This window comes from Kitasatospora mediocidica KCTC 9733 (genome assembly GCF_000744225.1).
Lineage (GTDB): Bacteria > Actinomycetota > Actinomycetes > Streptomycetales > Streptomycetaceae > Kitasatospora > Kitasatospora mediocidica.
This window is the reverse complement of sequence record NZ_JQLN01000004.1, coordinates 247585-269532: the sequence shown is the minus strand read 5'-3', so window position 1 is coordinate 269532 and position 21948 is coordinate 247585. Positions and strand designations below refer to the sequence as shown.

The window sequence follows — 21948 nt, the reverse complement described above, 5'->3', positions numbered from 1 at the left end:
ATCATGGCGCACCCCCGGGGATAACGCACGTAATTGCCCCGGCCGACACCCCCGGGCAGCCCCGCCCGGAATCCACAGCTGCCCGCGCCCGGAATTCCCCCGGATCGCGCCGGCGGCCGCTGCCGGTTTCCCGGAGAAGATATCCGGAAAACCCCGGAACTGTCCGTCGATAATCATTCCCGAAGCGGTGGAGATCATGGCCGACCAACAGCCCGACGCTTTTCCCTTCCCGCTGCACCCCGACGAGTTCGGCACCTCCTCGCGCCAGCACCGGCTGCGCCGCGAGCAGTGCCCGCTCGGCGAGGTGCTGTTGCCCAGCGGCGACCAGGCCCATCTGGTGGTCGCCTACGAGGACGTCGCCACGGTCCTGCGGGACCGCCGCTTCAGCCGCAACCTCCGCTACCCGGGGGCGCCGCGGATGGTCAGCGAGGCCGACATGTCCGACCACCCCGACGCGATCATCAACCACGACCCGCCGGAGCACGGCCGCTTCCGCCAGGCGATCCAGGGTGCCTTCAGCCCCAGCCAGGAGCCGGTCTGGCGGCCCGTGGTGCAGCGGATCGTGGACGGCCTGCTGGACTCGATCGCCGCCGCCGGGCCGCCGTCCGACCTGGTGACGGACTTCGCCGGGGTGCTGCCGATCGCCGTGATGTGCGCGCTGGTGGGCGTGCCGGCCGAGGACACCGGGCTCTTCCAGGAGTGGACCGGGGTCTTCTTCGCCGTCGACCAGGCCAGCACCGAGGAGCGGTTGCGGGCGAACAAGGAGTTCCTGGCCTACATCCGGGCCTTCCTGGCCCAGCGGCGCAAGGAACCCGGTCAGGACCTGGTGGACGTGCTGGTGACCGCCTGCGACGTGGAGCAGCGGCTCTCCGAGGCGGAGCTCGTCCAGATGGTCACGGCGCTGCTGATCGGCGGGCACGAGAACACCGCCTCCACGCTGGCCCGCGGCGTCTTCACGCTGCTGCGCCACCCCGAGCAGTTCGCCGCACTGCGCGCGGACCCGGCGCTGACCGGCCCGGCGGTGGAGGAGGTGCTGCGCTTCGAGGTGCCCAGCGAGGGCGCCTTCCTGCGGGTCGCCACCGAGGTGACGCCGCTCTCGGCCGGCAGCGTCCAGGCCGGGCGGGCCGTCCAGGTGTCGATCCCCGGTGCCAACCGGGACCCGCGGCACTTCCCCGAGCCCGAGCGCTTCGACATCCACCGGACGGCGAACCCGCACCTGACCTTCGGCCTGGGCGCGCACTTCTGCCCCGGCGCCCCGCTGGCCCGCCTGGAGCTGTCGCTGGCACTGCGCGGCCTGGTCGACCGGTTCCCCGGGCTGCGGCTGGCCATCGCGCCCGAGGACGTCCGGTACGCCGGGGGCGCGCTCATCCACCCGCTGCTGTCTCTCCCGGTGGCCTGGTGACGCGCTGACCCGGCCCCCGCGCGGAGCGGGCCGGGCCGGTGGGACCGAATCAGTGATTCGGTCCCACCGGCCCGGTTTCGCATCAGCTCCCGAAGGGGCTGGTCAGAACTCAGTCGCGCTCGGCGACGAACTTCGACTCCTCGGCGACGAAGTCCTCGACGACGTTGACGTTGGGGTCCTCGGTGACACGGCTCATAGCTGGCCTCCATTCGTTGGAACACTGGACAGGGCACTTACCGTGGAGCAATTTCAAGATAGCCGGGAAACGCCGTCCTGCCAAGATGGACAAGCCGGACACCGGGTTGATCGAATTCCCGGTGATCACGTCTCCGGGGATATCAGCGCAGTGTCACCGGGAAATGTTCGAAACCGCGCAGCACCAGGCCCCGGCGCACCGGTTCACCGGCCTGGCGAAGGCCCGGGAACCGCGTCAGCAGGGCCGGGAAGAAGGCGGCGGACTCGATCCTGGCCAGCGGTGCGCCCAGGCAGAAGTGCATGCCGCCGCCGAACGAGACCGAGCCGGTGCCGGGCCGGGTGATGTCGAACACGTCCGGGTCCGGGAACCGCTCGGGATCCCGGTTGGCTGCGCCCAGCAGCCCGATCACCAGGGTGCCGGCGGGCACCGGGGTCTGCCGGATCGTCACGTCCTCGGCGGCCACCCGGGCCAGGATCTGGATCGGCGCGTCGTAGCGCAGCGCCTCCTCCACCGCGCCCGGCGCCAGCGCCGGGTCGGCGCGCAGCAGGTCGGCCTGCCCGGGGTGGGCCAGGAACGCGGCGGTCCCGTTCACCAGGTGGTTGACCATGGTGTCGACGCCCGCCATGAAGAGCAGCAGCAGGGTCTGCAGCAGCTCCGGCTCGCTCAGCCCGCCGCCCTCCCGGTCTCCCGACACGTCGTCGCGCACCGCCACCAGCGCCGAGGCGAGGTCGTCGGTGGGCTCCTTGCGGCGGTCGGCCACCAACGCCGCGAAGTAGTCCATCAGCGTCTCGGCGCCACGGTCGGCGGCGGCCAGCGCCGGTTCGTCCACGGTGAGTTCGACCACCTGCATCATCGCGGACATGGACTCCTGGAGCAGCCCCCAGTCCTTCGGCGGGACGCCGACCATGGTCCCGATCACCGAGACCGGCAGCGACCGGGAGAGCAGCGCCTGCAGATCGACGACGCCGCCGTCCGCGCCCGCGTCGGCGATCTCGTCCAACGCGGCCTCGGCGAGCCGCCCGATCTGCTCGCGCAGCGCCGCCATCCGACGCGCGGTGAAGGCACCGCTGACCAGCCGGCGCAGCCGGGTGTGGTCGGGCGGGTCGCGGAAGAGCATCGCCTCGATGGTGGCGACCTTCCCCGGCCGCTCGCGCCAGCCGGGGGAGACCCGGTCCATCCAGTCCGGGCCCTGGGCCCGGAAGGACGTGCTGCGCACCAGCTCCGCGCAGTCCTGGTGGCCGGTCAGGTAGAGCTGCCCGCGCCGGGTGCGGCAGACCGGTGCCAGGGCGCGCAACGCGGCGTAGACCGGGTAGGGGTCGGCCCGCCCCTGCGGGGTGCCCAGCCGGGCCAGCAGTGCCTCGGTCGCCTCTTCCCCGGGTGCGGTGCTCCGGTCCTCGCCCATCGGCCAGCCTCCTCGATCAAGGGTCACGTGGTCCGCGCAGGGGTCATTCTGGGGCGCCCGGGTCCGTGCCGTCGAGGTCTGCGGCCGTCCCGGCGACCAGCTGATGACCGATCAACTCCGTTCAGATCATTGCCCTCTGCTCCATGGTCACCGTAGGGTCTCGGCAGGCTGCCGATCGCACCTTCGCCCTGCGTTCCCCAACCGGGAGAGCCCGATGCCACTCGATCCACAGGTCCAGGCCCTGCGCGAGCGCCGTGCCCGATCGGCGGCCCCTCCGTTGTACGAGATGACCGTCGAGGGTGCCCGCGCGGCCGACCTCGCCGACATCCGCAGCGCCGCAGGCGATCCCGAACCGGTCGGCGAGGTGACCGAGTTGACCATCCCCGGCCCCGGCGGGGAGCTCACGCTGCGGGTCTACCGCCCGGTCGGCGAGGGCCCGCACCCGGCGCTGCTCTACTTCTTCGGCGGCGGCTGGACGCTCGGCACCATCGACACCTGCGACGCGCTCTGCCGCAGCCTCACCAACGCGGTCGGCTGCGCCACCCTCTCGGTCGGCTACCGGCTGGCACCCGAACACCCCTTCCCGGCCGCCGTCGAGGACTGCTGGTCCACCGCGCGCTGGGTGGCCGACCACGCCCAGAGCCTTGGGATCGACCCGGCCCGGCTGGCCGTCGGCGGCGACAGCGCCGGTGGCAACCTGGCGGCCGCCGTCACCCTGCTCGGCCGGGAGCGCTCGGGACCAGCCCTGGTCCACCAGCTGCTGGTCTACCCCAACACCGACTACCGGGCCGACACGCCCTCGCGCCGCGAGAACGGCGACCCGCTGCTCTTCAACCACCGCTCGGTGGACTGGTACTGGGGCCACTACCTGTCCGACGTCCGGGACGGCGACCACCCGCTGGCCTCCCCGCTGCGCGCCGGGGACCTCGCCGGGCTGCCCCCGGCCACCGTCATCACCGCCGAGTACGACCCGCTGCGCGATGAGGGCGAGAGCTACGCACAGCGGCTGCGGGAGTCCGGCGTCCCGGTCCGGGCCACCCGCTACCCGGGCATGGTGCACGGCTTCTTCGCGATGTCCGGCGTCCTGGACGGCGGACGGGCGGCCGTCGACCAGGCGGCCCGGGAACTGCGGGCCGCGTTCGCCCCGACCACCGCCGTCGGAGGGCAGGCCGATGACCTCGCCTGAGGTGGACCCGGTGGTTGACGCGCTGGCCGCCCTGCGGACCCCGCAGGGCGCTGCCCGGCCGTACCCGCACTACGCGCAGCTGCGGACGCACTCCCCGGTGCACCCCACACCCGGCGGCGGCGTGCTGCTCACCCGCTACGAGGACTGCGTCGCGGTCACCCGCGACCCGCGCTTCCACGCGCAGAACGCGGCCTGGATGGACCTCAAGCGCCCCGACTGGCGTGAGCACCCCGGCCTGCGGGCCACCACCGAGTCCTTTCTCTTCCAGGACCCGCCCGGCCACACCCGGCTGCGCCGGCTGGTCGGCGGCGCCTTCACCCAGCGCCGCGCGGTCGCCCTGCGCGCGTACGTCGCCGAGCTCACCGGCCGGATCCTCGACCGGGTCGCCGAGTTGGGGGCCGGCGGTTCGCCCGTGGACCTGCACGAGGTGCTCGCGGCCGGCCTGCCCATCGCGGTCATCGGCAAGGTGCTCGGCGTGCCCGAGGAGGACCAACCCCGGCTGCGGGAGCCCCTGGAGGGCCTGCGGCTCGCCGTGGACGGCGGCGGGGTGGACGCCCACCTGGAGGTCATCGATCGCGCCGGCACCGCGCTCACCGGCTACTTCGGCGAACTCGCCGCCCGCCGCCGCGCCGACCCCCGCGACGACGTCACCACCGCGCTCGTCGCGGCGATGACCCCGGCGGGTTCCCCCGGTTCGGAAGACCCCTTGACCCAGGACGAGTTGGAGCAGACCCTCACCCTGGTCTTCAGCGCCGCCATCGAGAGCATGGTCGACATGCTGCTGAACGGCCTGGCCGCCCTGTTGGACCACCCCGTCCAGGCGGAACTGCTGCGCGCCGACCCGGGGTTGGTCGGCGGCGCGGTGGAGGAGATGCTGCGCTACGACACCCCCGTGCAGGCGATGGCCCGGGTGGCGGGCGAGGACGGCGTGATCGGCGGCGTCCCGGTGTCGGCGGGCGGGCAGGTGGTGATGATGCTGGGCGCCGCCAACCGGGACCCGCACGCCTTCCCCGACCCCGACGTCTTCGACATCACCCGGACCGGCGGCCCGACCGTCTTCTCGTTCGGCGGCGGCGTGCACCACTGCCTGGGCGCACCGCTGGCCCGGATGCAGGCCGCGGTGTTCTTCCCCGCGCTGCTGGAACGCTTCCCGAAGCTGGCCGCCGCCGGGGACCCGGTCCGCCGCGGCACGGTGCTGCGCGGCTTCGCCGACTTCCCGGTCACCGTGTGTTAGCGGAGCCCCGGTCGGCGGCGGCCGATCCGCCGCCGCTGCACCGCAACCGCGACTTCAACCTGCTGTGGAGCGGGCAGGCGGTGTCCGCGCTCGGCACCCAGATGTCGGGAATCTGCTACCCGCTGCTGGTCCTGGCCGCCACCGGCTCGGCGGCCCAGGCCGGTCTGGTCGGCGGGGCCACCCTGGTCGGCAGTCTGGTGATGCTGCTGCCCGCCGGGGTGGTCGCGGACCACTACCCGCGCCGGCGCATCATGGTGGTCACCTCCCTGCTGCAACTGCTCGCGGTCGGCAGTGTGGTGCCGGCCGTGCTGGCCCAGCACGTCTGGCTGCCGCACCTGATGGTGGTCGGCGCGCTGCAGGGCTGCTCCTCGGCGTTCTTCATGGGCGCCAGTCGCGGCGCGGTGCGCAGGGTCGTGCCGTCCGCCCAACTGCCCGCCGCGATGGCCCTCACCCAGGCCCGCGGCCAGGCCGCCGCGATGATCGGACCACCGGTGGGTGGCGCGCTGTTCGGCGTGGCGCAGGCGCTCCCGTTCGGTCTGGACGCGCTCTCCTTCGGGGCGATCACCGTCACCTCGGCGCTGGTCCGCAGCTCGCTGGACCCCGAGCGCCGGCCCTCCTTGGGTGCGCCGCGCGAGCCGCTGCGCCGCGTCGTCACCGCCGGCCTGCGCTACGTGCTGGGCAACCCGTACCTGCGGATGTACGCCCTGTGGGGGGCCGCGGTGAACGCGGTCGCCGCCGGGATGCTGCTGATGGTGATCGTGCTGGCCCGCAGCCGGGGCGCCGACCCGACCGAGGTCGGGGCCATGGTGTCGGTCAACGCGCTGTGCGGGCTGGGTGGTTCACTGCTCGGCCCGCGACTGGCCAAGCTGCTCGGCGGCCGCGCCTGGGTGCTGATCACGTCCTGGCTGCTGCCGTTCTGCGCGGTCGGCATCGCGTTCGCGCCCTGGGTCTGGCTGATGACGGTGCTGGGCGCCGTCAGCACCTTCACCATCATGCCCGCGATCATCGTCTTCCAGGTCCGTGCCACCCGGATCACCCCCGACGACCTCCAGGCACAGACCGGCAACGCCGTCCAACTCCTCGGCTCCAGCGTCAGCTGGCTGGCCCCCTCGCTCTTCGGCCTGCTGGCCGACACCCAGGGCGCCCGGACCGCGATCCTGCTCGCCGCGGCGCTGTACGGTGCCACCGCCCTCTGGTTGCAGCGCGATCGCGCGCTGCGCAGCCTGGACCGGGACCCCGTCACTCCGCTGTAGCGACCCGGACGGCCGCCGTGGCCGCCCCCGGCCCGGCCGCCGCCACCGCCACCATCAGGTCGTCCAACTCTCCTGCGGTTGAGGCGAGTTCGGCGACACCCGGAGCCGCGGTGAGCGGCCGGCACTGGCGTGTCCGCTCGTCCGGCCACGGGGACGGCCACGGTGACGGCCACGCGTCCGGCAGGGCGACCGCGCGCCGCAGGCCGACCCCGCCGCCCAGGCCCTGGCCGAGCGCCTTGGCCATCGCCTCCTTCTGCGTCCACAGCCAGAGGAAAGCGCTCGCCTGCCGCTGCGGCCCCCAACGCCCGCTCCACGCCGCCTCCTCGGGCGGGAACCACCGCCGGGCCAGCGCCCCGGCCGCGAGCGGACGCAGCGTCTCGATGTCCACCCCCACCGCCAACTCCCGGCTCGCCGCCACCGCGACCACCCCTCGCGCGTGACTCAGACTCACCGCCACCCGCACCCCGCCGCCCCCACCACGTACGGCCGCCCACTCGCCGCCCGCTCCAGCCGCAACCGCGCCACCGTCACTCCGCCCACCCGCGCCGCCAACCGCAGCGCCAGCGCCCGCGCCGCCTCCCGCTCACCCCCGGTGACCCGGCCCACCAGGACCTCGACCTGCGGCACGGCTACTTGTCCTGACTCGGCTGGGAGCACGGGCCCACCCTACGAGTTCGGGGGTGTCGGGCGGGTGATGGTGTGGTGCGGGACGTTCCGGGGCGCCGTCCTGGCAGGATGACCGCATGGAACGAGTGCTTGGAATCGGCGGATACTTCCTGCGGGCCACCGACCCGGTGTCGCTGGGCGCCTGGTACCGCGACAGCCTGGGCCTGGACGCGGACGAGCACGGCCTCTGGCGTCAGGACACCGGGCCGACCGTCTTCGCGACCTTCGAGTCCGGGACCGACTACTTCGGGTCCCGGACGCAGCAGACCATGCTCAACTTCCGGGTCCGCGACCTGGATGCGATGCTCACGCAGCTGCGAGCGGGCGGAGCGGACGTGGCTGAGGAGACCCAGGAGATGGACGGTGTCGGCCGGTTCGGCTGGGTCACCGATCCCGAGGGCAATCGCATCGAACTGTGGCAGCCCGCCTGACCGCCTCCGACAGGGGGTCGCACGAACGGGTGGGATCTGCCACGGACCGGCGTTCACTGCGCTGTTGGGCGCTGGTGCCGGATTAGAGTCCATTGACCGACTGGTCCCGTCTGCCGCGCGGCGACACCGGCGCGCTGCGGTGCCCGTCCCTTCGTCGAGACTGCCGGTGAGGCGCCATGTCCAGTGCAACGTCCGATCAGACCGTTCCCTCCTACGTCGATCCGTCACAACCCAGTATCGCCAGGGTGTACGACGCCTTCCTCAACGGCACCGACAACTACGAGGTGGACCGCGAGGTGGTCCGGGGCGTCCTGAAGGCCGCTCCCGAGGCCGCGGACCTGGCGGTCGAGAACCGGCGGTTCCTGATTCGCGCCTGCCGGTTCCTGGCCCAACAGACAGGCGTCACCCAGTACCTGGACTGCGGGTCGGGCCTGCCGACCGCCGAGAACACCCACAACGTGGTGCAGCGGATCAACCCGGACGCGCGGGTCGTCTATGTGGACAACGACCCACTGGTCCTCGCCCACAGCCGTGCGCTGCTGGAGGAGGTCGAGGGCGCCTTCATCGTCTCCGAGGACATCTTCGAGCCGGAGAAGCTGCTGCTGAACGAAGTCGTGCGGTCCGCGCTGGACTGGAACGAGCCGATCGCTCTGCTGCAGATGGGCACACTGCACCACTACAACGGCGAGGACGCGCGCACGCGCAAGGACGTCATGCGCGCCTACATCGACGCTCTGCCGCCCGGCTCCTACGTGGCGATCAGTCACTTCCTGGACCCGGAGGACGAGTACAGCGCGACCGCCCGGACGATGGAGGGCATGTTCCTGCACAGCATGATGGGCAGCGGCACCTTCTCCACCAAGGCCGAACTGGAGGAGCTGTTCAACGGTCTGGAGCTGGTGGCCCCCGGCCTGGTGCGGTGCGCCGACTGGTGGCCGGACGGCCCGCAGCTGAAGCAGCTGAACGCGGCCCAGCGTTGCATCGCCGGCGGCGTCGCCCGCAAGGCGTGAGCGACGTACCCGTACGTGCGCCGGCTCGCCGCCCCGGCCATGTGGCGGGGGCGGCGAGCCGGTCCTTCCTTACGGGGTGACGATGCTGAAGAGCGGGTTGAAGTCCTCTACCAGGCCGGCGTAGGCGGTGAGGGCGGCGGCGACCCGTCGAGCTGGGTCGGGCCCTTCCTATGCCCGCGCCGCGTGGTCAGCGCCGGGTGGTGGCCACGGCGAAGATGCGGCGGAAGGGGAAGACCGTGCCGTGCGGGCCGGCGGGGTAGGCGTCGCGCAGGAGGGCGCCGTAGTCGGCGAGGAAGGCCCGGCGGTCGGCCGGGTCGGTCAGCAGGGTGAGGACCGGGCGCAGGGCGGTGCCCCGGGTCCAGGCGAGGACCGGGTCGGGGCCGGGGAGCAGGGTGCTGTAGGTGGTCTCCCAGACGTCGACCGAGCAGCCGGCGCCGGCCAGGGTGTCCAGGTAGACGGAGGGTTCGTGGACGCCGGCACCGGCGGAGAGTCCGCCGAGGGCGTCCTGCCAGCGGGTGCTTCGGGTGAGGTCGCGGAGCAGGGTGTGGCTGGGGGCGTCGAAGTTGCCGGGGACCTGGAGGGCGAGGCTGCCACCGGGGCGCAGGGCGGCGGTCCAGCGGGGGAGCAGGGCGAGGTGGCCGTCGATCCACTGCAGCAGGGCGTTGCTGACGATCAGGTCGGGTGCGGCGGGGGCCGGGTCGTAGCCGAGGGCGTCCGCGAGCAGGTAGTCGGCGGTGGGCTCGCCCTCGGCGCGGGCCATGCTGAGCATCTCGGGGGAGTTGTCGACACCGGTGATCCGGGCCTCGGGCCAGCGCTCGCGCAGGACGGCGGTGGAGTTTCCGGGGCCGCAGCCGATGTCCAGGATCGTCGCGGGCGGGGAGAGCGGGTCGACGGGCACCCGGGCCAGCAGGTCGTGCAGCGGGCGGGTGCGCTCGTCGGCGAAGCGCAGGTACTGCGCGGGGTCCCAGTGAGGCGTGGTCATGGGCGCTCCAAAGTATCTCGACGTCAAGATATCCAGGTCAAGCATGGGCTCTGGGTATCTCGATGTCAAGATACTTGGCGTCGAGGTCAGAGCAGGGTGAGGATGCGCGGGCCCTCCTCGGTGACGGCGACGGTGTGTTCGATGTGGGCGGCCCGGCTGCCGTCGATCGTGCGCAGGGTCCAGCCGTCGCGGTCGGTGCGGTACTCGTTGCGTCCGCCGGCCATGAGCATCGGCTCGATGGCGAGGGTGAGGCCGTGGCGCAGGGTGAAGCCGCGGCCGGGGCGTCCGTGGTTGGGGAGGTGGGGGTCCTCGTGCATCCGGCGGCCGATGCCGTGGCCGCCGAAGTCGGTCGGCATGCCGCAGGCGGCTCTGCGGGCGACCGTGCTGATGGCATGGGAGATGTCCCCGATGCGGTGGCCGACGGTGGCGGCGGCGATGCCGGCGTCCAGGGCCTGCTGGGTGGCGGCGATGAGGGCCAGGTCCGCGGGGCGCGGGGTGCCGACGGTGAAGCTGATCGCGGCGTCGCCGGTCCAGCCGTCGAGTTCGGCCCCGCAGTCGATGCTCACCAGGTCGCCGTCGCGCAGGCGGTAGTCGTCGGGGATGCCGTGCGCGACGGCGTCGTTGACGGAGGCGCAGATCACGGCGGGGAACGGGACGGGCGCGAAGGACGGCTGGTATCCCAGGAACGGCGAGCGTGCCCCCGCCTCGGCCAGGACGGCGCGGGCGGCCTCGTCGAGCTCGCGCAGGCTCACCCCCACGCCTGCCGCCGCCCGCCCGGCCGCGAGTGCGTGGGCCACGACGCGGCCGGCCGCTCGCATCGCCTCCAGCGCCGTGTCGGTCTTGATCTCCACCATGTGCCGTGACTCCCTGCGGTGCGGTCGCGCCCAATACTTATACCGGTATTAGTATCACGGGTATGGTGAGAGTTCCTTTGAGTCCCCAGGAGCGGCAACGCGGAGAGCGCTTCGGCGCCCTGCTCCGCCAGGCCCGGGGGGAGCGCAGCATGGTCGACGTCGCGGCGGCGGCCGGAGTGTCCGCCGAGACGCTCCGCAAGATCGAGACCGGGCGGGCCCCGACCCCGGCCTTCTTCACCGTGGCGGCCCTGGCCCACGCGCTCGACCTGTCGCTGGACGAGCTGGCCGTGGCCTGCGCGGAGGACGTCGACTGCGACGGGCAGGCTCTGTCGGCCTGACGTGCATACTGCCCCGATGGACGTTCACGCCGCCCCCGCCCCCGCCGCCCCTGCCACCGGTTCGCCGCAGGGGCAGGCGCTTCGCCATGTCGCCGCGCTCTCCGCCGGGTCCCCGCTGGACCCCGCTCTGCGGGTGACGCTGAACTTCCATCCGGACCGGGAGCTGCACGGGCGCCCGATCCTGGTCGCGCTGGCCGAGGACGGCGTCTACCACTCGCAGTTCGTCACGGGCACCAGCAACGGCGGGCTGACCGCCCACCCGGACGGCGACCGGTGGCGCTGGGAGAGCCGGATCTTCGGTGGCGCGTATGACGAGGCGGCCGCCCAGGAGCGGCCCGTGTACGGGGCGTTGGACTTCCGGCGCAGTCCGCTCGGCGCGGCGCCCCGCTTCGGATCGGCGTACTTCCGGCTGACGGCCCAGGCGTTGCGGCGCGCCACCTTCTGCTATCCGGACAGCTTCTACGAGCCGGAGGCGTTCGGCGTCGCCGCCACGGCGACGACACTCGTCGAGCTGGCCGCCGCCGACGAGCAGGACGCGCTCAACGTCTATGTCGAGGCGCAGGTGCACGGGCAGGTGCTGCTGGAACGCGACGTGGACGCGCTGGTCCTGGACCCGTGCTACCGGGGGACGGCCGTGGAGGACGACGCTCGCCGACTGCCCTGCCCACTCGCCTGGCATCCAGGACTGCGCCTCGCCGTGGACGAGCTGCGCCGCCATGGGGACTACCGGGGACAGGAGTTCGTCGACCTGGGCGCGGAGATCGCCGAGCACGGGTTCCTCGACCCGCGGATCATCGGGGACGCGGCACGCGGCGGCCGGTACGACCAGCAGGCGCTGAAGAAGGTGTGGCACTGCCTGGCCCGCTTCGGCTCGCCGGTGTGACGACCGGTCGCCGGTCCGTATGCCTCGCCAAGGTGGGTGTACGGACCGGCGACTGTCATGGGGTCTGCGGGATGATCACGCGGCCTTCGCTGATCTGGCTCGCGAGCAGGGGGATGTCCACCGGCCGGGTCGTGTCGACACGGTGCACGGGCCCGAGGCCGAGCGGTTCGGCCATCCGACTCCACAGCTCCCACCGCTCGTCGGAGCCCGGCTGGTCGTCGAGGTGCACGGGGTGCCGCTGCGCGGCCCGGTCGGCGAAGCGGTGCCGCACGACCTCCAACGGCGCTTCGCACCAGACCTCCTGGGCCTCCGTCACGCCGGCCCGCGCGAGTCCAGCGATCGCGAAGCGGCGGGTGTGGGCCAGCCACGGGCTCTCCAGCACAGCGCCGTCCGGCGCGAACGCCAACAGCGTCCACAGTGTCTCCGCTGCGGCGCTCCCCAGGGCGTTGCTCCACTCGCGCGCGGCGGTACCGACCGTGGGTTTCACCCCGAGGGCGTCGGCCAGGGTCTCCTTGACCGCGTCCTTGCTGAACAGCGGAAGTCTCAACTCCTGTGCCAGGGCCCGGGCGAGGGTGGTCTTCCCGGCCCCGGGAAGTCCGTTGACGAGTACGGTCACCATACGGCGAATCGTAGACCGGCGGCTGATCGCTCACCGCAGGTGGCGGGGGGCGGATGCCCGATGCCGCTGGCGGTAGGTGGTTACGACGTCAGGCGCGCGTCGTGGTCGGGGAGGGAGAGGGCGATCCGGGCTACTGCCTCGGCGGCGTCGGGGGAGTGGCTGGAGAGGGTGGCCAGCAGTTGGGTCACGGGGGTGTCGGTGGCCTTCGCGGCGGCTTCCCAGGTGGGCTGGTCGGCTCGGAGTTCGGTCAGGAGTGCGGCTACCTGGGCCTGGGCGGTGTCCGGCCAGGTCTTCACCTCCAGGCCGGCCTTGGCCAGGCTGATGCCGGTCGCGGTTCCCTGGATCCAGTCGCGGTACGCCCGTTCCTCTGTCTGCGGGCTGCCGGTGGGCTTGCCCCAGAAGTTGTCGTCCAGGGGAGCGAGGTTCAGCAGGAAGACCTGCTGAACCGGGGTCAGGTTGCTCGCGTCCCGGCGCAGTGGGCCGGTGGAGCTGCCGACGACCGTGTCCGTCAGGAAGCAGACCCCGGTGTGGTTACCGGCCAGCCAGCTGGACTCGTCGCTGGGGTAGATGGATTCGGCCCGGACGAAGGTCGGGCGCGCCCACGGGTCGGTGACGTAGGCCGCCTCGCTGGACCTGCAGGCCGTCCTGACCTGCAGTTTGGCGCTCTCGGCGCCCGGAAAGGGGCCCGGGCCCAGGTTGGGCCGGGACGCGACCTCGCCCTTGTGCTCCTTCTGGCAGGACACCGCGACGGTGCGCACCGGGTGGGCCGAGGTCTCGTCGAAGCAGTCGCCGACCTTGAGGCTCCAGACGGCGGCCGTGCTGTTCTTGAGGCCGGGTGCGTGGAGGATGGCGTGCACGAAGCCGGCGCCGAAGACGGTGCTCAGGGTCAGGCCCAGCACCCCGAGGACCACGCCGCTCACGGCCAGCGCGCGGCCGCGCTGGCGCCGCTTGCGGAGCTGGACCAGCGCTCCGATGCCGAGCCCGATGCCGAGTGGCCACAGGAAGCAGGTCAGGCTGCTGACCAGCGCGGCGACCGCCAGCCCGTTGGTGGCGGGCTGGGCCGGTTGCAGGTAGGGCCCGTAGTCCCAGGGACCTCCGCCGGGAGGTGCCCAGAGCGAGGTCAGCGAACCGGGCTTGTCGGGCGAACTCGGCGAGGGCGGCGAGGGCGGTGCCCAGACGTCCCGGGTGGCCGGCTGCTGGTCGGTTCGGTCGTCGGTCACGTCTGCTGTTCCCCCGCGCTGCCTGTTGCTGCCGCTGTCACTGCCCCTCACACTCTCCGCATGTGACGAAGGCGTGTTCGATCAAGCCTGGACTGTAGCGGATCTTGTGCATGACCGATCGAACACGTCATGCGAGATGAATGCCGCAACGAAAAACGCCCCCGCCCGCGCACCAGGACGGTGCGCGGGCGGGGGCAACACTGGCTCGCGGCCCAGGGTGCTCAGGTCGCTCAGGGAGCGGAGTCCGGCACGTCCGTGGCCTTGGCGTAGGCCTGGATCGGCGTCATCGGGACGCCGTTCAGCTCGACGGTGCGCGCGTGGCTGACCTGGCCGCAGCTGCTGGAGTCGTCGGCGGTCTGCGAGTCGGCCTGGGCCAGCGCGGCCTGGGTGTTCGCCGGGGCGGGCGCGGCGGCGGTGCCGGCTCCGGCGGTGAAGGTGGTGCCGCTCGTCCAGTCGGCGCCGATCACCAGGGAGATCCCCGGACCGTCGCCAGCCTCGACCGCGCCGGCTGGCAGGCCCGCCGAGGCGGCGACCTCCTGGGCGTCGGCCTCGTGTCCGGCCGTGTAGGTGACGACGCTCTTCGCGGCGGCGGGGCCGTTGGCGGCGGTGCTCTCGGAGCTGTAGCCGGCGGCCTTGAGGGCGGTGGCGATCTCGCCCGCCCGCCCGGCCGTCCCGCTGCCGTTCTTGACGTGCACCGCGATCTCCCGCTTCGGCGCACCACCCGTCGCGGCGGGCGCTGCGGGCGCGGCCGGTGCGGCGGGCGACGCCGCGGCGGGGGCGCCGGTGTCCGTCGAGGTGGCCTGCGCGGCGGCGGAGGAGGTGTCGCCGCTGCCGGTGGTCAGCGACTGGTCGTTGATGATCGTGGAGAAGAGGTTCTTGGCGGCGGGGGAGACCAGCACCCGGGCCGCGTCCTTGGGGTCCGGGACGTTCTGCATGGTGGTGAAGGTGATCCGGTTGGACGGGACCTTGTTGAGGTCGTCCGCGAGCCCGATCAGCTGGGGTATGCCGCTGAGGCCGGTGTCGACGGTCAGCGCCTTGGTGGCGGCGTCGGCCAGCGAGTAGACGGCCGCCGGGTTGGTGAGCGTGCCGGCGCTCTTCAGCTGGCGGACCATCGAGGCCAGGAACATGTGCTGGATGCCGGAACGCCCGGTGTCGCTGCCGTCGCCGAAGCCGTGCCGCGAGCGGACGAAGGCCAGGGCGGACATGCCCTTGAGGGTGTGGTTGCCCTTCTTCAGCTTCAGGTGCGAGTAGGTGTCGTAGACGTCGTCGCTGACGCAGACCGGCACGCCGCCGACCGCGTCGGACATCTGGACCACGCCCGAGAAGTCGACCGTGATGAAGTGGTCGATCGGGATCCCGGTCAGCTGGTGGACGGCGGCGACCGTGCAGCCGGGGCCGTAGTCCAGGGTGCTGTTGATCTGGCCGTACTGGGCCTTCATCGAGGTGTGGTTCTGGGTGTCGTTGCAGGCCGGCAGCTGGGTCATGGTGTCGCGCGGGACGCTCATCACGGTGGCGTTGCTGCGGTCGGCCGAGACGTGCAGGACCATCTGGACGTCCGCGTTGGCGCCCGAGCCGCAGTCGCCGCCGATCGAGCAGTCGGCCGCGTTGTCGCGGGTGTCCGAGCCGATGACCAGGATGTTGATCGGGGTGCGGCCGAAGGCGTCCGGCTTCTCGTGGCCGGCGTCGCCCGTGGTACCGGCGAACAGCGAGGAGCTCTTGATGTTCCCGTCGAGCTTCTCGTAGAGGAACGCGCCGACGCCGGCGGTCACCAGGACCAGGCCGGCCGTGCTGAAGGCGACGATGCGCAGCACCCGGCGGGGCTTCTTACGGCTCTTGCGGGCCGCGGCCCGCCCGCCGGTGGCTGCCGCCGGCAGCGGGGCCGGGCCGTTTCCGCCCTTGCCACGCCGCCCCGACCGGGACTTGTCCACCTGTATCTCGGTCATGCCTGCGTGCCCTCACTCCTCGACCGGTCCGATGACCGCTGACGATCCGACGACCGCTGCCTGTCCTGCTGACGGTCCAAGACGCCCGCACCGCGCAGCGGTCCGGCCGCGCACGTTCTGTGCCGCCGCCCTACCGCCTCGCTCGGTGCGACGATCCACTGACCCGTCACGCGCTCTCCCTCATCCAGTCGGCCGGGGCCCCGGCGGTCTCGACCAAGCCGTCCGGATCCGGAGCGTGCCAGTCTGGTTAACTGGACGCCCCGTCCTGCTGAACGGTTGCGTCACCTGCCCAGGTCGGACACGCGGCCCGCGACAGGTAAGCCAAGGTAGCGCCAGTTTTCTGCGGACTGCGGACCGGGTGGCCTCTGGCCCGTTGACCGGCCCGGGAGCAGGTCGGGACGAGGCGCCTGAAGACAGGCTTTTCGACCGTCCGGAGGGGGAGTTCGGCCGGTCGGGGGTGTGACCACCTTCACACCCCCCGCGCGTTTGTCAGCGGCCCGCGAGCAGCTCCACGACCGGTGCGAAGGCGGCCATGTCGCGCTCCTGCACACAGACGTAGGACATCCCGTAGCGCTCCCGGCGCTCCAGCAGGGTGGCCGCGATCTCCTGGGCCGTGCCGAGCAGCAGGGTCGGGGCGTCGAGGATCTGCGCCGCCGACAGGTACGGCAGCCGTCGGCGGGCGGTCTGCGCGGCGGCCGCGCGGTCGGGCGTCACCAGCACCGTCTGGACCAGGACGTTGCGCTCCACCCGGTCGGCGCGCTCTCCCGCCGCCTGCGCGAAGAACCGCACCCGCTCGTCCATCGCCTCGGCGTCGATCAGCTGCAGCGTGCCGCGCGCCGAGCCGGGCGCCAGCACCGCACCGGAGAACGAGACGATGTCGGCGTGCCGCGCGGCCAGCCGCAGTACCCGGTCGCCGTTGCCGCCGACCAGCAGTGGGAGCTGCGCGGGCGCTTCGCCGAAGCCCAGCGCTCGCGGCGCCGCGAGCTGCTGGCGCAGGTCGACGAGGGTCTGCTCCAGGCGCCCGACCCGGCTGCCGGCGGTTCCCCAGTCGAAGCCGGCCTTGTCGAACTCCGCGCGCACATAGCCGGTCCCCAGCCCCACCTCCACCCGTCCGTCGGTGAGGCCGTCCGCGGTGAGCGCGTCCCTGGCCAGCAGGACCGGGTTCCAGAACGCGCTGTTCAGGACGAAGGTGGTCAGCCGGATCCGTTCGGTCGCGGCCGCGGCGGAGACCATCGCGGGAAAGGGGGACTGCACCCCCAGGTGGTCGGGCACGGCGATGACGTCGTAGCCGAGGCGCTCGGCGGTGCGGCAGGCCTGCCACCACTGCTCGCGTCCTGCGGCGGGCACGAGGTTGACGCCGAAGCGGAAGGTCTTCACGGGGTTCGGCTCGTTTCGGTCGCGCGCCCCAGCACCGGCCGGGCGAGAAGGTCGGGAAAGCGGTCCAGTACGGCGGCCAGCTCGGCGGCCAGCCGCTCGGCGCCCGCGGCGTCGAGGACGTCGCCGCGGTGGGCGAGGGTGCCCTGCAGGGTGCCGTCCGTCTCGGTGAGGGTCACGGTGAGACCGAACTTGTTGGTCTCCTCGTCCTGCAGCTCGTGGTCGAGCGAGACCAGTCGCGCACGGTCGAGGGTGGCGGACCAGCGCGTCGTGCTGACGCTGTTCAGCAGAACGTCGACGAACGGCGTGCGGCCGGGCGCGCGGGGCGGCCGCAGCGCGCGGACCACCTCGTCGAACGGCGCGCTCTGGTGCTCGAAGGCCGCCATGACCTCCTCGCGGGTGGCCTCCAGCAGGTCCGCGAAGGTCGTCCCGGGCTCGCAGTGGGAGCGCAGCACGAGGGTGTTCAGGCAGGGGCCGATCACGTCGCCGAACGCGCCGGCCGCCCGGTTCGCCACCGGGATGCCGAAGGTCAGGTCGGCCGCGCCGGACCAGCGGTGCAGCACCGCGGCCAGCGCCGCCGCGGTGACCATGAACCGGGAGGCCCGGTGCTGCGCCTGGACGGGCAGCAGCCGCCCGGCCAGCCCGTCCGCCAGCGGCAGGCGGACACTGCCGGACGGCGTGCCGGCGGGCAGCCCGGGCCGGGCGAGGTCCAGCGCGCTGGGCGCACCGGCCAGGTGGGTGGACCAGTACGCCAGGTCCGCCGTCGCCCGCACCCGGCCGGGGCCGTCCTGCTGGGAGCGGACCAGCTCGCGGTACTGCCGGGGAGCCGGCCGTGCGGCGGCCGCCGGCCCGGTACCGCTGCGCTGGTAGCAGAGCTCCAACTCCCGTACCAGGACCGGGACCGACTCGCCGTCCAGGACCAGGTGGTGTACGCAGAGCGTGAGCACCCGCCCGCCGTCCGGCAGGGTGAGCAGGGCTGCCGTCAGCAGCCGTCCGGCCTCCGGGGCGAAGCCGCTCGCGGCGGCGTCGGACCACGTGCGCAGCCACTGCGACTGCTCCGCCACGCTCTGCGCGGGCAGCTCGGACTCCTCCAGGACGGGGGCCCACGGCTCGGCGACCTCCTGGTGCAGCCTGCCGTCGACGTCGACGAAGCGGGTGCGCAGGATCTCGTGGCGGGCGACCAGGCCGGCGAGTGCGGCGCGCAGCCGGTCCGGGTCGAGTTCGCCGTGCACGCTCCAGGAGAGCGGGATGTGGTAGCGCGCGTGCACCGGGTCCAGCCGCTCGGCCAGCCAGATGCCCTCCTGGAAGCCGGACGCGGGGAAACTCCCGCCGGTGCGGTAGGGCTCCGGCACGGCCGGGTCCTGAGCAGTGGCCTCGGCGGCGCCCTCGTTGCCGTCGCAGGCGGCGGCCGCGCGCCGGCTGTCGATCAGCTCGGCGAGGTCGCCGAGCCGGGGGTGGCTGAACAGGTCGCGCACGGAGAGCTCGACGCCCAGGCGCCGGCTGATCCGGGTCAGCAGGGTGGCGGCCAGCAGGGAGTGGCCGCCCAGCTCGAAGAACGAGTCGTCGGGCGCGATGTCCGTGATCCGCAGCACCCGGCTCCAGATCTCGCCGAGCGGCGCCATCGTCTCGGAGACGCCGGTCCGGACGGCGGCGGCTTGTGCGGGTGCGGGTGCGGGAGTGGCGGGCCGGGGACGGGGACGGCGGTGGCCGGGCGGTGGACGGCGGGCAGCCGCGCGGTGGCCTCGGCGAGGGTGCGGTGGCGGTCGGCCACCATGTCGGTGAGCACGGCCAGGAAGTCCCGTTCCAGCGCGGCGGTGGCGGCGGGACCGACTGATCCGGTCGCGTCCTTCCAGAGCATCCGGCTGCCGTTGCTGCCCTCGGTCAGCGTCACGGTGAGCCGGTAGTCGGCCACGTCCGTCGGGTCGAGCAGGGCGAGGGTGGCGCGCGCATCGCCGCCGACGAGCTCGAAGCCGAAGACGTCGAGACCGTTCTCGGCGGTCGAGTCCCAGTACGCGAGGACCACCTGGTGGGTCTGCGCGCGGGCCTCGGGGCCCAGCAGGTTCGCGCTGCGCAGGATCGCGGGCAGTGGCAGCGCGGCGTGCCGCAGGCCCGTGCGCACGGTGGACCGCAGCTCCCGCAGCAGCTGCTCGTAGCTGTCCGTGGGGCGCAGCCGCTGGCGGAACGGCAGGACGTTGACGAAGAAGCCCACCCGTCCCCTCAACTCCTCGGTGGAGCGGCCGTGGTAGGGCGCGGAGACGATCAGGTCGGCACTGCCGGTGTGGTGGTGCAGGGTGACGAACAGGGCGCCCAGCATGACGGTGAAGTACGAGATGCCCAGCCGGCCGGCCAGTTCACCCACCTGGTGGGTCAACTCTTCCTCCACCGGGAAGGGTGGCAGGTCCCTCAGGGGCGGCGCCGGGTCGGTGGTCCGGTCCGCCAGGGTGCGGGCCGGCGGCAGCGCCGCCAGCGCGTCGCGCCAGTACGCCCGCAGCGGCTCGCCGGACGCGTCCTCGGCCGCCTCGCGCGTGCGCCGGGCGTGCTCGACGAGTGGCGCGAGCTCCGGCGGCGGCGCCAACTCCTCGCCCGCGTAGGCCCGGCGAAGGTCGTCCAGTAGGACCGGGATCGAGGCGCCGTCCAGGGTGATGTGGTGGATCGTGATCAGCAGGACGGTCCAGTCCGGGCCGTGCAGCAGCTCCACCCGGGAGATTGGTGCACGCTCCAGGTCGAACGGGATCCGCGCCGCCGCGAGAGCCTCCTCCCGCGGCAGGTCCACGCTCCGGACGGTCACCTCCACGGCGTCGGCGGCGCAGTCGGCCCAGTCCAGGCACATCACCCCGTCCGCGCCGCGCCGCACCCGCGACCGCAGCGCGGGGTGGCGGTGGAACAGCTGCGCGCAGGCGGCCCGCAGCCTGGACGGCTCCACGGTTCCGGTGACCTCCAGCGCGAGCGGGATGACGTGCTCCCACTTGGCGGGGTCGAGCTGCCAGGTCACCCACATCGCCTCCTGGGTGACCGACAGGGGAAGCTGGTGCGACGGCACGGATCGGTCCAATGCGTCCTCCTCGGTGGCGGGTTAGCGGAGCTGCTCGGCGAGAGCGCGCCTGTCGGTCTTTCCCGAGGGGCTCAGCGGCAGCGCGGGGACGTGGACGAACCGGCCGGGGACCATGAAGACCGGCAGCGCGGCCCGGGCGTGCGCGGCCAACTGCTCGGCCACGGCGGCCGCGGGCCCGGCGGCGCCGTCCGGGAGGGTGTAGAAGGCCACCAGCTGCCGTTCGCCGATCCGGCTGGTGACGGGCACCACCACCAGGTCGGCCACGTCCGGCGCGCCGCGCAACGCGGACTCGACCTCGCCGATCTCGATCCGGTACCCGTTGACCTTGACCTGGTCGTCCGCGCGCCCGGCGTACTCGACGCTGCCGTCCGCCCGGGCCACCCCGAGGTCGCCGCTGCGGTAGTAGCGGCGGGGGGCCGCGCCGTCCGGTGAGAGCAGCGGGTAGCGCTCGGCGGTCAGTTCCGCGCGGTCCAGGTAGCCGATCGCCAACTGCGGTCCGGCGAGGTGGATTTCACCGACCTCACCGGGCAGCGCCGGCTTGCCCTCCTCGGTGAGCAGGGCCAACTCGAAGCCGTCCAGCGGCAGTCCGATGTTGAGCGCCGGGTCGGCGGCCCCCTCGGGAGCCGCCGAGCCGACCGGTGCGTCCAGCTCGGCCGGGAGCAGGTGCCGGCAGGTGGAGAAGACGGTGGTCTCGGTGATGCCGTACATGTTGACGAACCCGGTGGCCGGGCCGTGGAACTGGCGCCACTCGCGGACCGCGTCGACGTCCACCACCTCGCCGCCGAAGATCACGTAGCGCAGCGGGAGCGGCGCGGCCGACTCGTCGGCGTCCAGCGGGTCGGTGCCGGCCCGGGAGAGGTAGCGGAAGACCGAGGGCACCTGGTTGAGGACGGTGACGCCCTCGGCGCGCAGCAGTTCCAGCGTCGATTCGGGCAGCCGGGCGACCTCGGCCGGCACCACGACGAGCTTGGCGCCGTGCGCCAGCGCTCCCCACATCTCCCAGACCGAGAAGTCGAAGCAGTAGGAGTGGAAGAGCGTCCACACGTCGTCGCCGTCGAGTTCCAGTACCCGGTCGCAGGCCTCCAACAGGGCCGTCACGTTGCGGTGCGAGACCTCGACGCCCTTGGGGGTGCCGCTGGAGCCCGAGGTGTAGATCACGTAGGCCGGCGCATCCGGCGTCACGGCCACCTCTTTGGCTCGGGGCGCGTCCGGTGCCCAGAGGGCGGCGTCCAGGGCCAGCAACTCGCCCACGGCGGGCGCGCCGTCGCTGCCGGGGTCGGTCAGGACGAGGTCCACCGCGGCGTCCTCGGCCATGAAGCGCACCCGATCGGCGGGGTAGGACGGGTCGAGCGGCACGTAGCTGCAACCGGCCTTCAGCACCGCCAGGATGGCCACCACCACCGCGTTGCCACGCCGCAGGTGGAGGCCGACCCGTGCGCCGGGCCCGGGGACGCGGCGCAGGATCGCAGCGGCCAGCCGGTCGGCCCGCTCGTCGAGTTGACGATATGTCAGCTGTTCGTCCGGATCGGACACGGCCGGGGCGTCCGGCCGCAGGGCCGCCTGGGCCGAGAAAACCTGGTGAAGGCAGAGTTCGGACGGCACGGTAGTTGTTCCACTCCTCGGTGATGACGGCTGTGCGGTGCTTGCGGCCGTGCGGTGATGCGACGATCGGCCGGGCGGTCAGCGCAGGCTGAGCGGACGCAGGTCCGTCCAGACCTCCTTGATGTGGGCCAGGCAGGCGGCCTTGTCGCCACTGACCCCGACGCCCTCCCAGCCGGCCGGGAGCTCGCGGCCCTCGGGCCAGACGGAGTACTGCTCCTCGTGGTTGCGCACCACGAGGTACTGGCGGTCGTCGCCGTCCTCGAACATCTCGACTCTCCTTGTGTGATGGGGTGCCCGGTGG

Annotated in this window: 22 protein-coding genes; 8 read left to right on the top strand and 14 right to left on the bottom strand. The window is 73.0% G+C overall.

Annotated features, from left to right (window positions below):
* Positions 1–196: 196 nt before the first annotated feature.
* Positions 197–1402: a cytochrome P450 gene (locus BS80_RS09075; RefSeq protein ID WP_035797063.1), complete on the top strand. Its 1206-nt coding sequence runs from the start codon at positions 197–199 to the stop codon at positions 1400–1402.
* Positions 1403–1511: 109 nt separating this feature from the next.
* Here BS80_RS09075 and BS80_RS40510 read toward each other — a convergent pair whose 3' ends face one another.
* Both BS80_RS40510 and BS80_RS09070 read right to left on the bottom strand, forming a co-directional pair.
* Positions 1512–1727 (bottom strand): hypothetical protein, encoded by a 216-nt coding sequence (locus BS80_RS40510; RefSeq protein ID WP_157536087.1) that lies wholly within the window; start codon positions 1725–1727, stop codon positions 1512–1514.
* 13 nt (positions 1728–1740) lie between these two features.
* On the bottom strand, positions 1741–3000 hold the full coding sequence (locus tag BS80_RS09070; RefSeq protein ID WP_051966382.1) for a cytochrome P450: 1260 nt from the start codon (positions 2998–3000) through the stop codon (positions 1741–1743).
* Positions 3001–3214: 214 nt separating this feature from the next.
* Between BS80_RS09070 and BS80_RS09065 the strand changes: the two genes are divergently transcribed.
* From BS80_RS09065 to BS80_RS09055, 3 genes are read left to right on the top strand one after another with little or no spacing between them, the layout of a single operon-like run.
* Positions 3215–4186 carry an alpha/beta hydrolase gene (locus tag BS80_RS09065; protein ID WP_035795315.1) on the top strand — a complete coding sequence of 324 codons (972 nt, stop codon included), beginning with the start codon at positions 3215–3217 and terminating at the stop codon, positions 4184–4186.
* Positions 4173–5420: a cytochrome P450 gene (locus tag BS80_RS09060; protein ID WP_035795313.1), complete on the top strand. Its 1248-nt coding sequence runs from the start codon at positions 4173–4175 to the stop codon at positions 5418–5420. The genes BS80_RS09065 and BS80_RS09060 overlap by 14 nt, the downstream gene beginning before the upstream one ends.
* Positions 5414–6673 (top strand): MFS transporter, encoded by a 1260-nt coding sequence (locus BS80_RS09055; protein ID WP_051966381.1) that lies wholly within the window; start codon positions 5414–5416, stop codon positions 6671–6673. Before BS80_RS09060 ends, BS80_RS09055 begins: the two co-directional genes overlap by 7 nt.
* Here BS80_RS09055 and BS80_RS37540 read toward each other — a convergent pair.
* On the bottom strand, positions 6660–7124 hold the full coding sequence (locus BS80_RS37540) for a 4'-phosphopantetheinyl transferase family protein (RefSeq protein WP_198045478.1): 465 nt from the start codon (positions 7122–7124) through the stop codon (positions 6660–6662). The two genes, BS80_RS09055 and BS80_RS37540, sit on opposite strands and share 14 nt — an antisense overlap.
* Positions 7121–7300 (bottom strand): hypothetical protein, encoded by a 180-nt coding sequence (locus BS80_RS09045; RefSeq protein WP_035795311.1) that lies wholly within the window; start codon positions 7298–7300, stop codon positions 7121–7123. Before BS80_RS09045 ends, BS80_RS37540 begins: the two co-directional genes overlap by 4 nt.
* A gap of 116 nt (positions 7301–7416) precedes the next feature.
* Here BS80_RS09045 and BS80_RS09040 point away from each other — a divergent pair, with 116 nt between their 5' ends.
* The gene (locus tag BS80_RS09040) at positions 7417–7770 is read left to right on the top strand and encodes a VOC family protein (protein ID WP_035795309.1); all 354 of its coding nucleotides are present in this window, start codon (positions 7417–7419) and stop codon (positions 7768–7770) included.
* A 176-nt stretch (positions 7771–7946) separates the two neighbouring features.
* Positions 7947–8780, top strand: a complete 834-nt coding sequence (locus BS80_RS09035; protein WP_051966379.1) for an SAM-dependent methyltransferase — start codon at positions 7947–7949, stop codon at positions 8778–8780.
* 187 nt (positions 8781–8967) lie between these two features.
* Here BS80_RS09035 and BS80_RS09030 read toward each other — a convergent pair whose 3' ends face one another.
* Both BS80_RS09030 and map read right to left on the bottom strand, forming a co-directional pair.
* A complete protein-coding gene (locus tag BS80_RS09030; protein WP_035795307.1) occupies positions 8968–9762 on the bottom strand; it encodes a methyltransferase domain-containing protein in 795 nt (264 codons plus the stop codon).
* A gap of 86 nt (positions 9763–9848) precedes the next feature.
* Positions 9849–10616, bottom strand: a complete 768-nt coding sequence (map, locus tag BS80_RS09025) for a type I methionyl aminopeptidase (RefSeq protein WP_035795306.1) — start codon at positions 10614–10616, stop codon at positions 9849–9851.
* 62 nt (positions 10617–10678) lie between these two features.
* On the opposite strand from map, the gene BS80_RS09020 reads away from it, so the two are divergent.
* Both BS80_RS09020 and BS80_RS09015 read left to right on the top strand, forming a co-directional pair.
* A complete protein-coding gene (locus BS80_RS09020) occupies positions 10679–10954 on the top strand; it encodes a helix-turn-helix domain-containing protein (RefSeq protein ID WP_035795304.1) in 276 nt (91 codons plus the stop codon).
* Positions 10955–10970: 16 nt separating this feature from the next.
* On the top strand, positions 10971–11837 hold the full coding sequence (locus BS80_RS09015) for a DUF3626 domain-containing protein (protein ID WP_035795301.1): 867 nt from the start codon (positions 10971–10973) through the stop codon (positions 11835–11837).
* Between the two features lie 55 nt (positions 11838–11892).
* Here the strand turns inward: BS80_RS09015 and BS80_RS09010 are convergent, their stop codons facing one another.
* The 8 genes from BS80_RS09010 to BS80_RS08980 all read right to left on the bottom strand — a co-directional run bounded on the left by BS80_RS09010 (position 11893) and on the right by BS80_RS08980 (position 21914).
* Positions 11893–12456 (bottom strand): AAA family ATPase, encoded by a 564-nt coding sequence (locus tag BS80_RS09010; protein WP_035795299.1) that lies wholly within the window; start codon positions 12454–12456, stop codon positions 11893–11895.
* 80 nt (positions 12457–12536) lie between these two features.
* Complete coding sequence (locus BS80_RS09005; RefSeq protein ID WP_035795287.1) at positions 12537–13676, bottom strand: DUF4190 domain-containing protein; 1140 nt, start codon at positions 13674–13676, stop codon at positions 12537–12539.
* Between the two features lie 230 nt (positions 13677–13906).
* Positions 13907–15619, bottom strand: coding sequence for an LCP family protein (locus tag BS80_RS09000; protein WP_198045477.1), 1713 nt, complete (start codon positions 15617–15619; stop codon positions 13907–13909).
* 489 nt (positions 15620–16108) lie between these two features.
* Positions 16109–16996 (bottom strand): TIGR03621 family F420-dependent LLM class oxidoreductase, encoded by an 888-nt coding sequence (locus tag BS80_RS08995; RefSeq protein WP_035795285.1) that lies wholly within the window; start codon positions 16994–16996, stop codon positions 16109–16111.
* Positions 16993–18615 (bottom strand): condensation domain-containing protein, encoded by a 1623-nt coding sequence (locus BS80_RS42585; RefSeq protein ID WP_232246419.1) that lies wholly within the window; start codon positions 18613–18615, stop codon positions 16993–16995. The genes BS80_RS08995 and BS80_RS42585 overlap by 4 nt, the downstream gene beginning before the upstream one ends.
* Positions 18504–20045: a condensation domain-containing protein gene (locus BS80_RS42580; protein ID WP_232246418.1), complete on the bottom strand. Its 1542-nt coding sequence runs from the start codon at positions 20043–20045 to the stop codon at positions 18504–18506. The genes BS80_RS42585 and BS80_RS42580 overlap by 112 nt, the downstream gene beginning before the upstream one ends.
* A gap of 21 nt (positions 20046–20066) precedes the next feature.
* Entirely contained in the window at positions 20067–21578 is a 1512-nt protein-coding gene (locus tag BS80_RS08985) for an amino acid adenylation domain-containing protein (RefSeq protein WP_198045476.1), read from the bottom strand.
* Between the two features lie 147 nt (positions 21579–21725).
* Positions 21726–21914 (bottom strand): MbtH family protein, encoded by a 189-nt coding sequence (locus tag BS80_RS08980; RefSeq protein WP_035795278.1) that lies wholly within the window; start codon positions 21912–21914, stop codon positions 21726–21728.
* Positions 21915–21948 lie beyond the last annotated feature (34 nt).

Bases quoted from the DNA above. Each gene is read 5' to 3' on its own strand.
- BS80_RS09000 (WP_198045477.1), bottom strand. From the start codon at position 15,619: ATGACCGAGATACAGGTGGACAAGTCCCGGTCGGGGCGGCGTGGCAAG.
- BS80_RS09035 (WP_051966379.1), top strand. From the start codon at position 7,947: ATGTCCAGTGCAACGTCCGATCAGACCGTTCCCTCCTACGTCGATCCG.
- BS80_RS09030 (WP_035795307.1), bottom strand. From the start codon at position 9,762: ATGACCACGCCTCACTGGGACCCCGCGCAGTACCTGCGCTTCGCCGAC.
- BS80_RS09040 (WP_035795309.1), top strand. From the start codon at position 7,417: ATGGAACGAGTGCTTGGAATCGGCGGATACTTCCTGCGGGCCACCGAC.
- BS80_RS09065 (WP_035795315.1), top strand. From the start codon at position 3,215: ATGCCACTCGATCCACAGGTCCAGGCCCTGCGCGAGCGCCGTGCCCGA.
- map (WP_035795306.1), bottom strand. From the start codon at position 10,616: ATGGTGGAGATCAAGACCGACACGGCGCTGGAGGCGATGCGAGCGGCC.
- BS80_RS09010 (WP_035795299.1), bottom strand. From the start codon at position 12,456: ATGGTGACCGTACTCGTCAACGGACTTCCCGGGGCCGGGAAGACCACC.
- BS80_RS42585 (WP_232246419.1), bottom strand. From the start codon at position 18,615: ATGGCGCCGCTCGGCGAGATCTGGAGCCGGGTGCTGCGGATCACGGAC.
- BS80_RS08980 (WP_035795278.1), bottom strand. From the start codon at position 21,914: ATGTTCGAGGACGGCGACGACCGCCAGTACCTCGTGGTGCGCAACCAC.
- BS80_RS09015 (WP_035795301.1), top strand. From the start codon at position 10,971: ATGGACGTTCACGCCGCCCCCGCCCCCGCCGCCCCTGCCACCGGTTCG.
- BS80_RS09070 (WP_051966382.1), bottom strand. From the start codon at position 3,000: ATGGGCGAGGACCGGAGCACCGCACCCGGGGAAGAGGCGACCGAGGCA.
- BS80_RS09075 (WP_035797063.1), top strand. From the start codon at position 197: ATGGCCGACCAACAGCCCGACGCTTTTCCCTTCCCGCTGCACCCCGAC.
- BS80_RS09060 (WP_035795313.1), top strand. From the start codon at position 4,173: ATGACCTCGCCTGAGGTGGACCCGGTGGTTGACGCGCTGGCCGCCCTG.
- BS80_RS09020 (WP_035795304.1), top strand. From the start codon at position 10,679: ATGGTGAGAGTTCCTTTGAGTCCCCAGGAGCGGCAACGCGGAGAGCGC.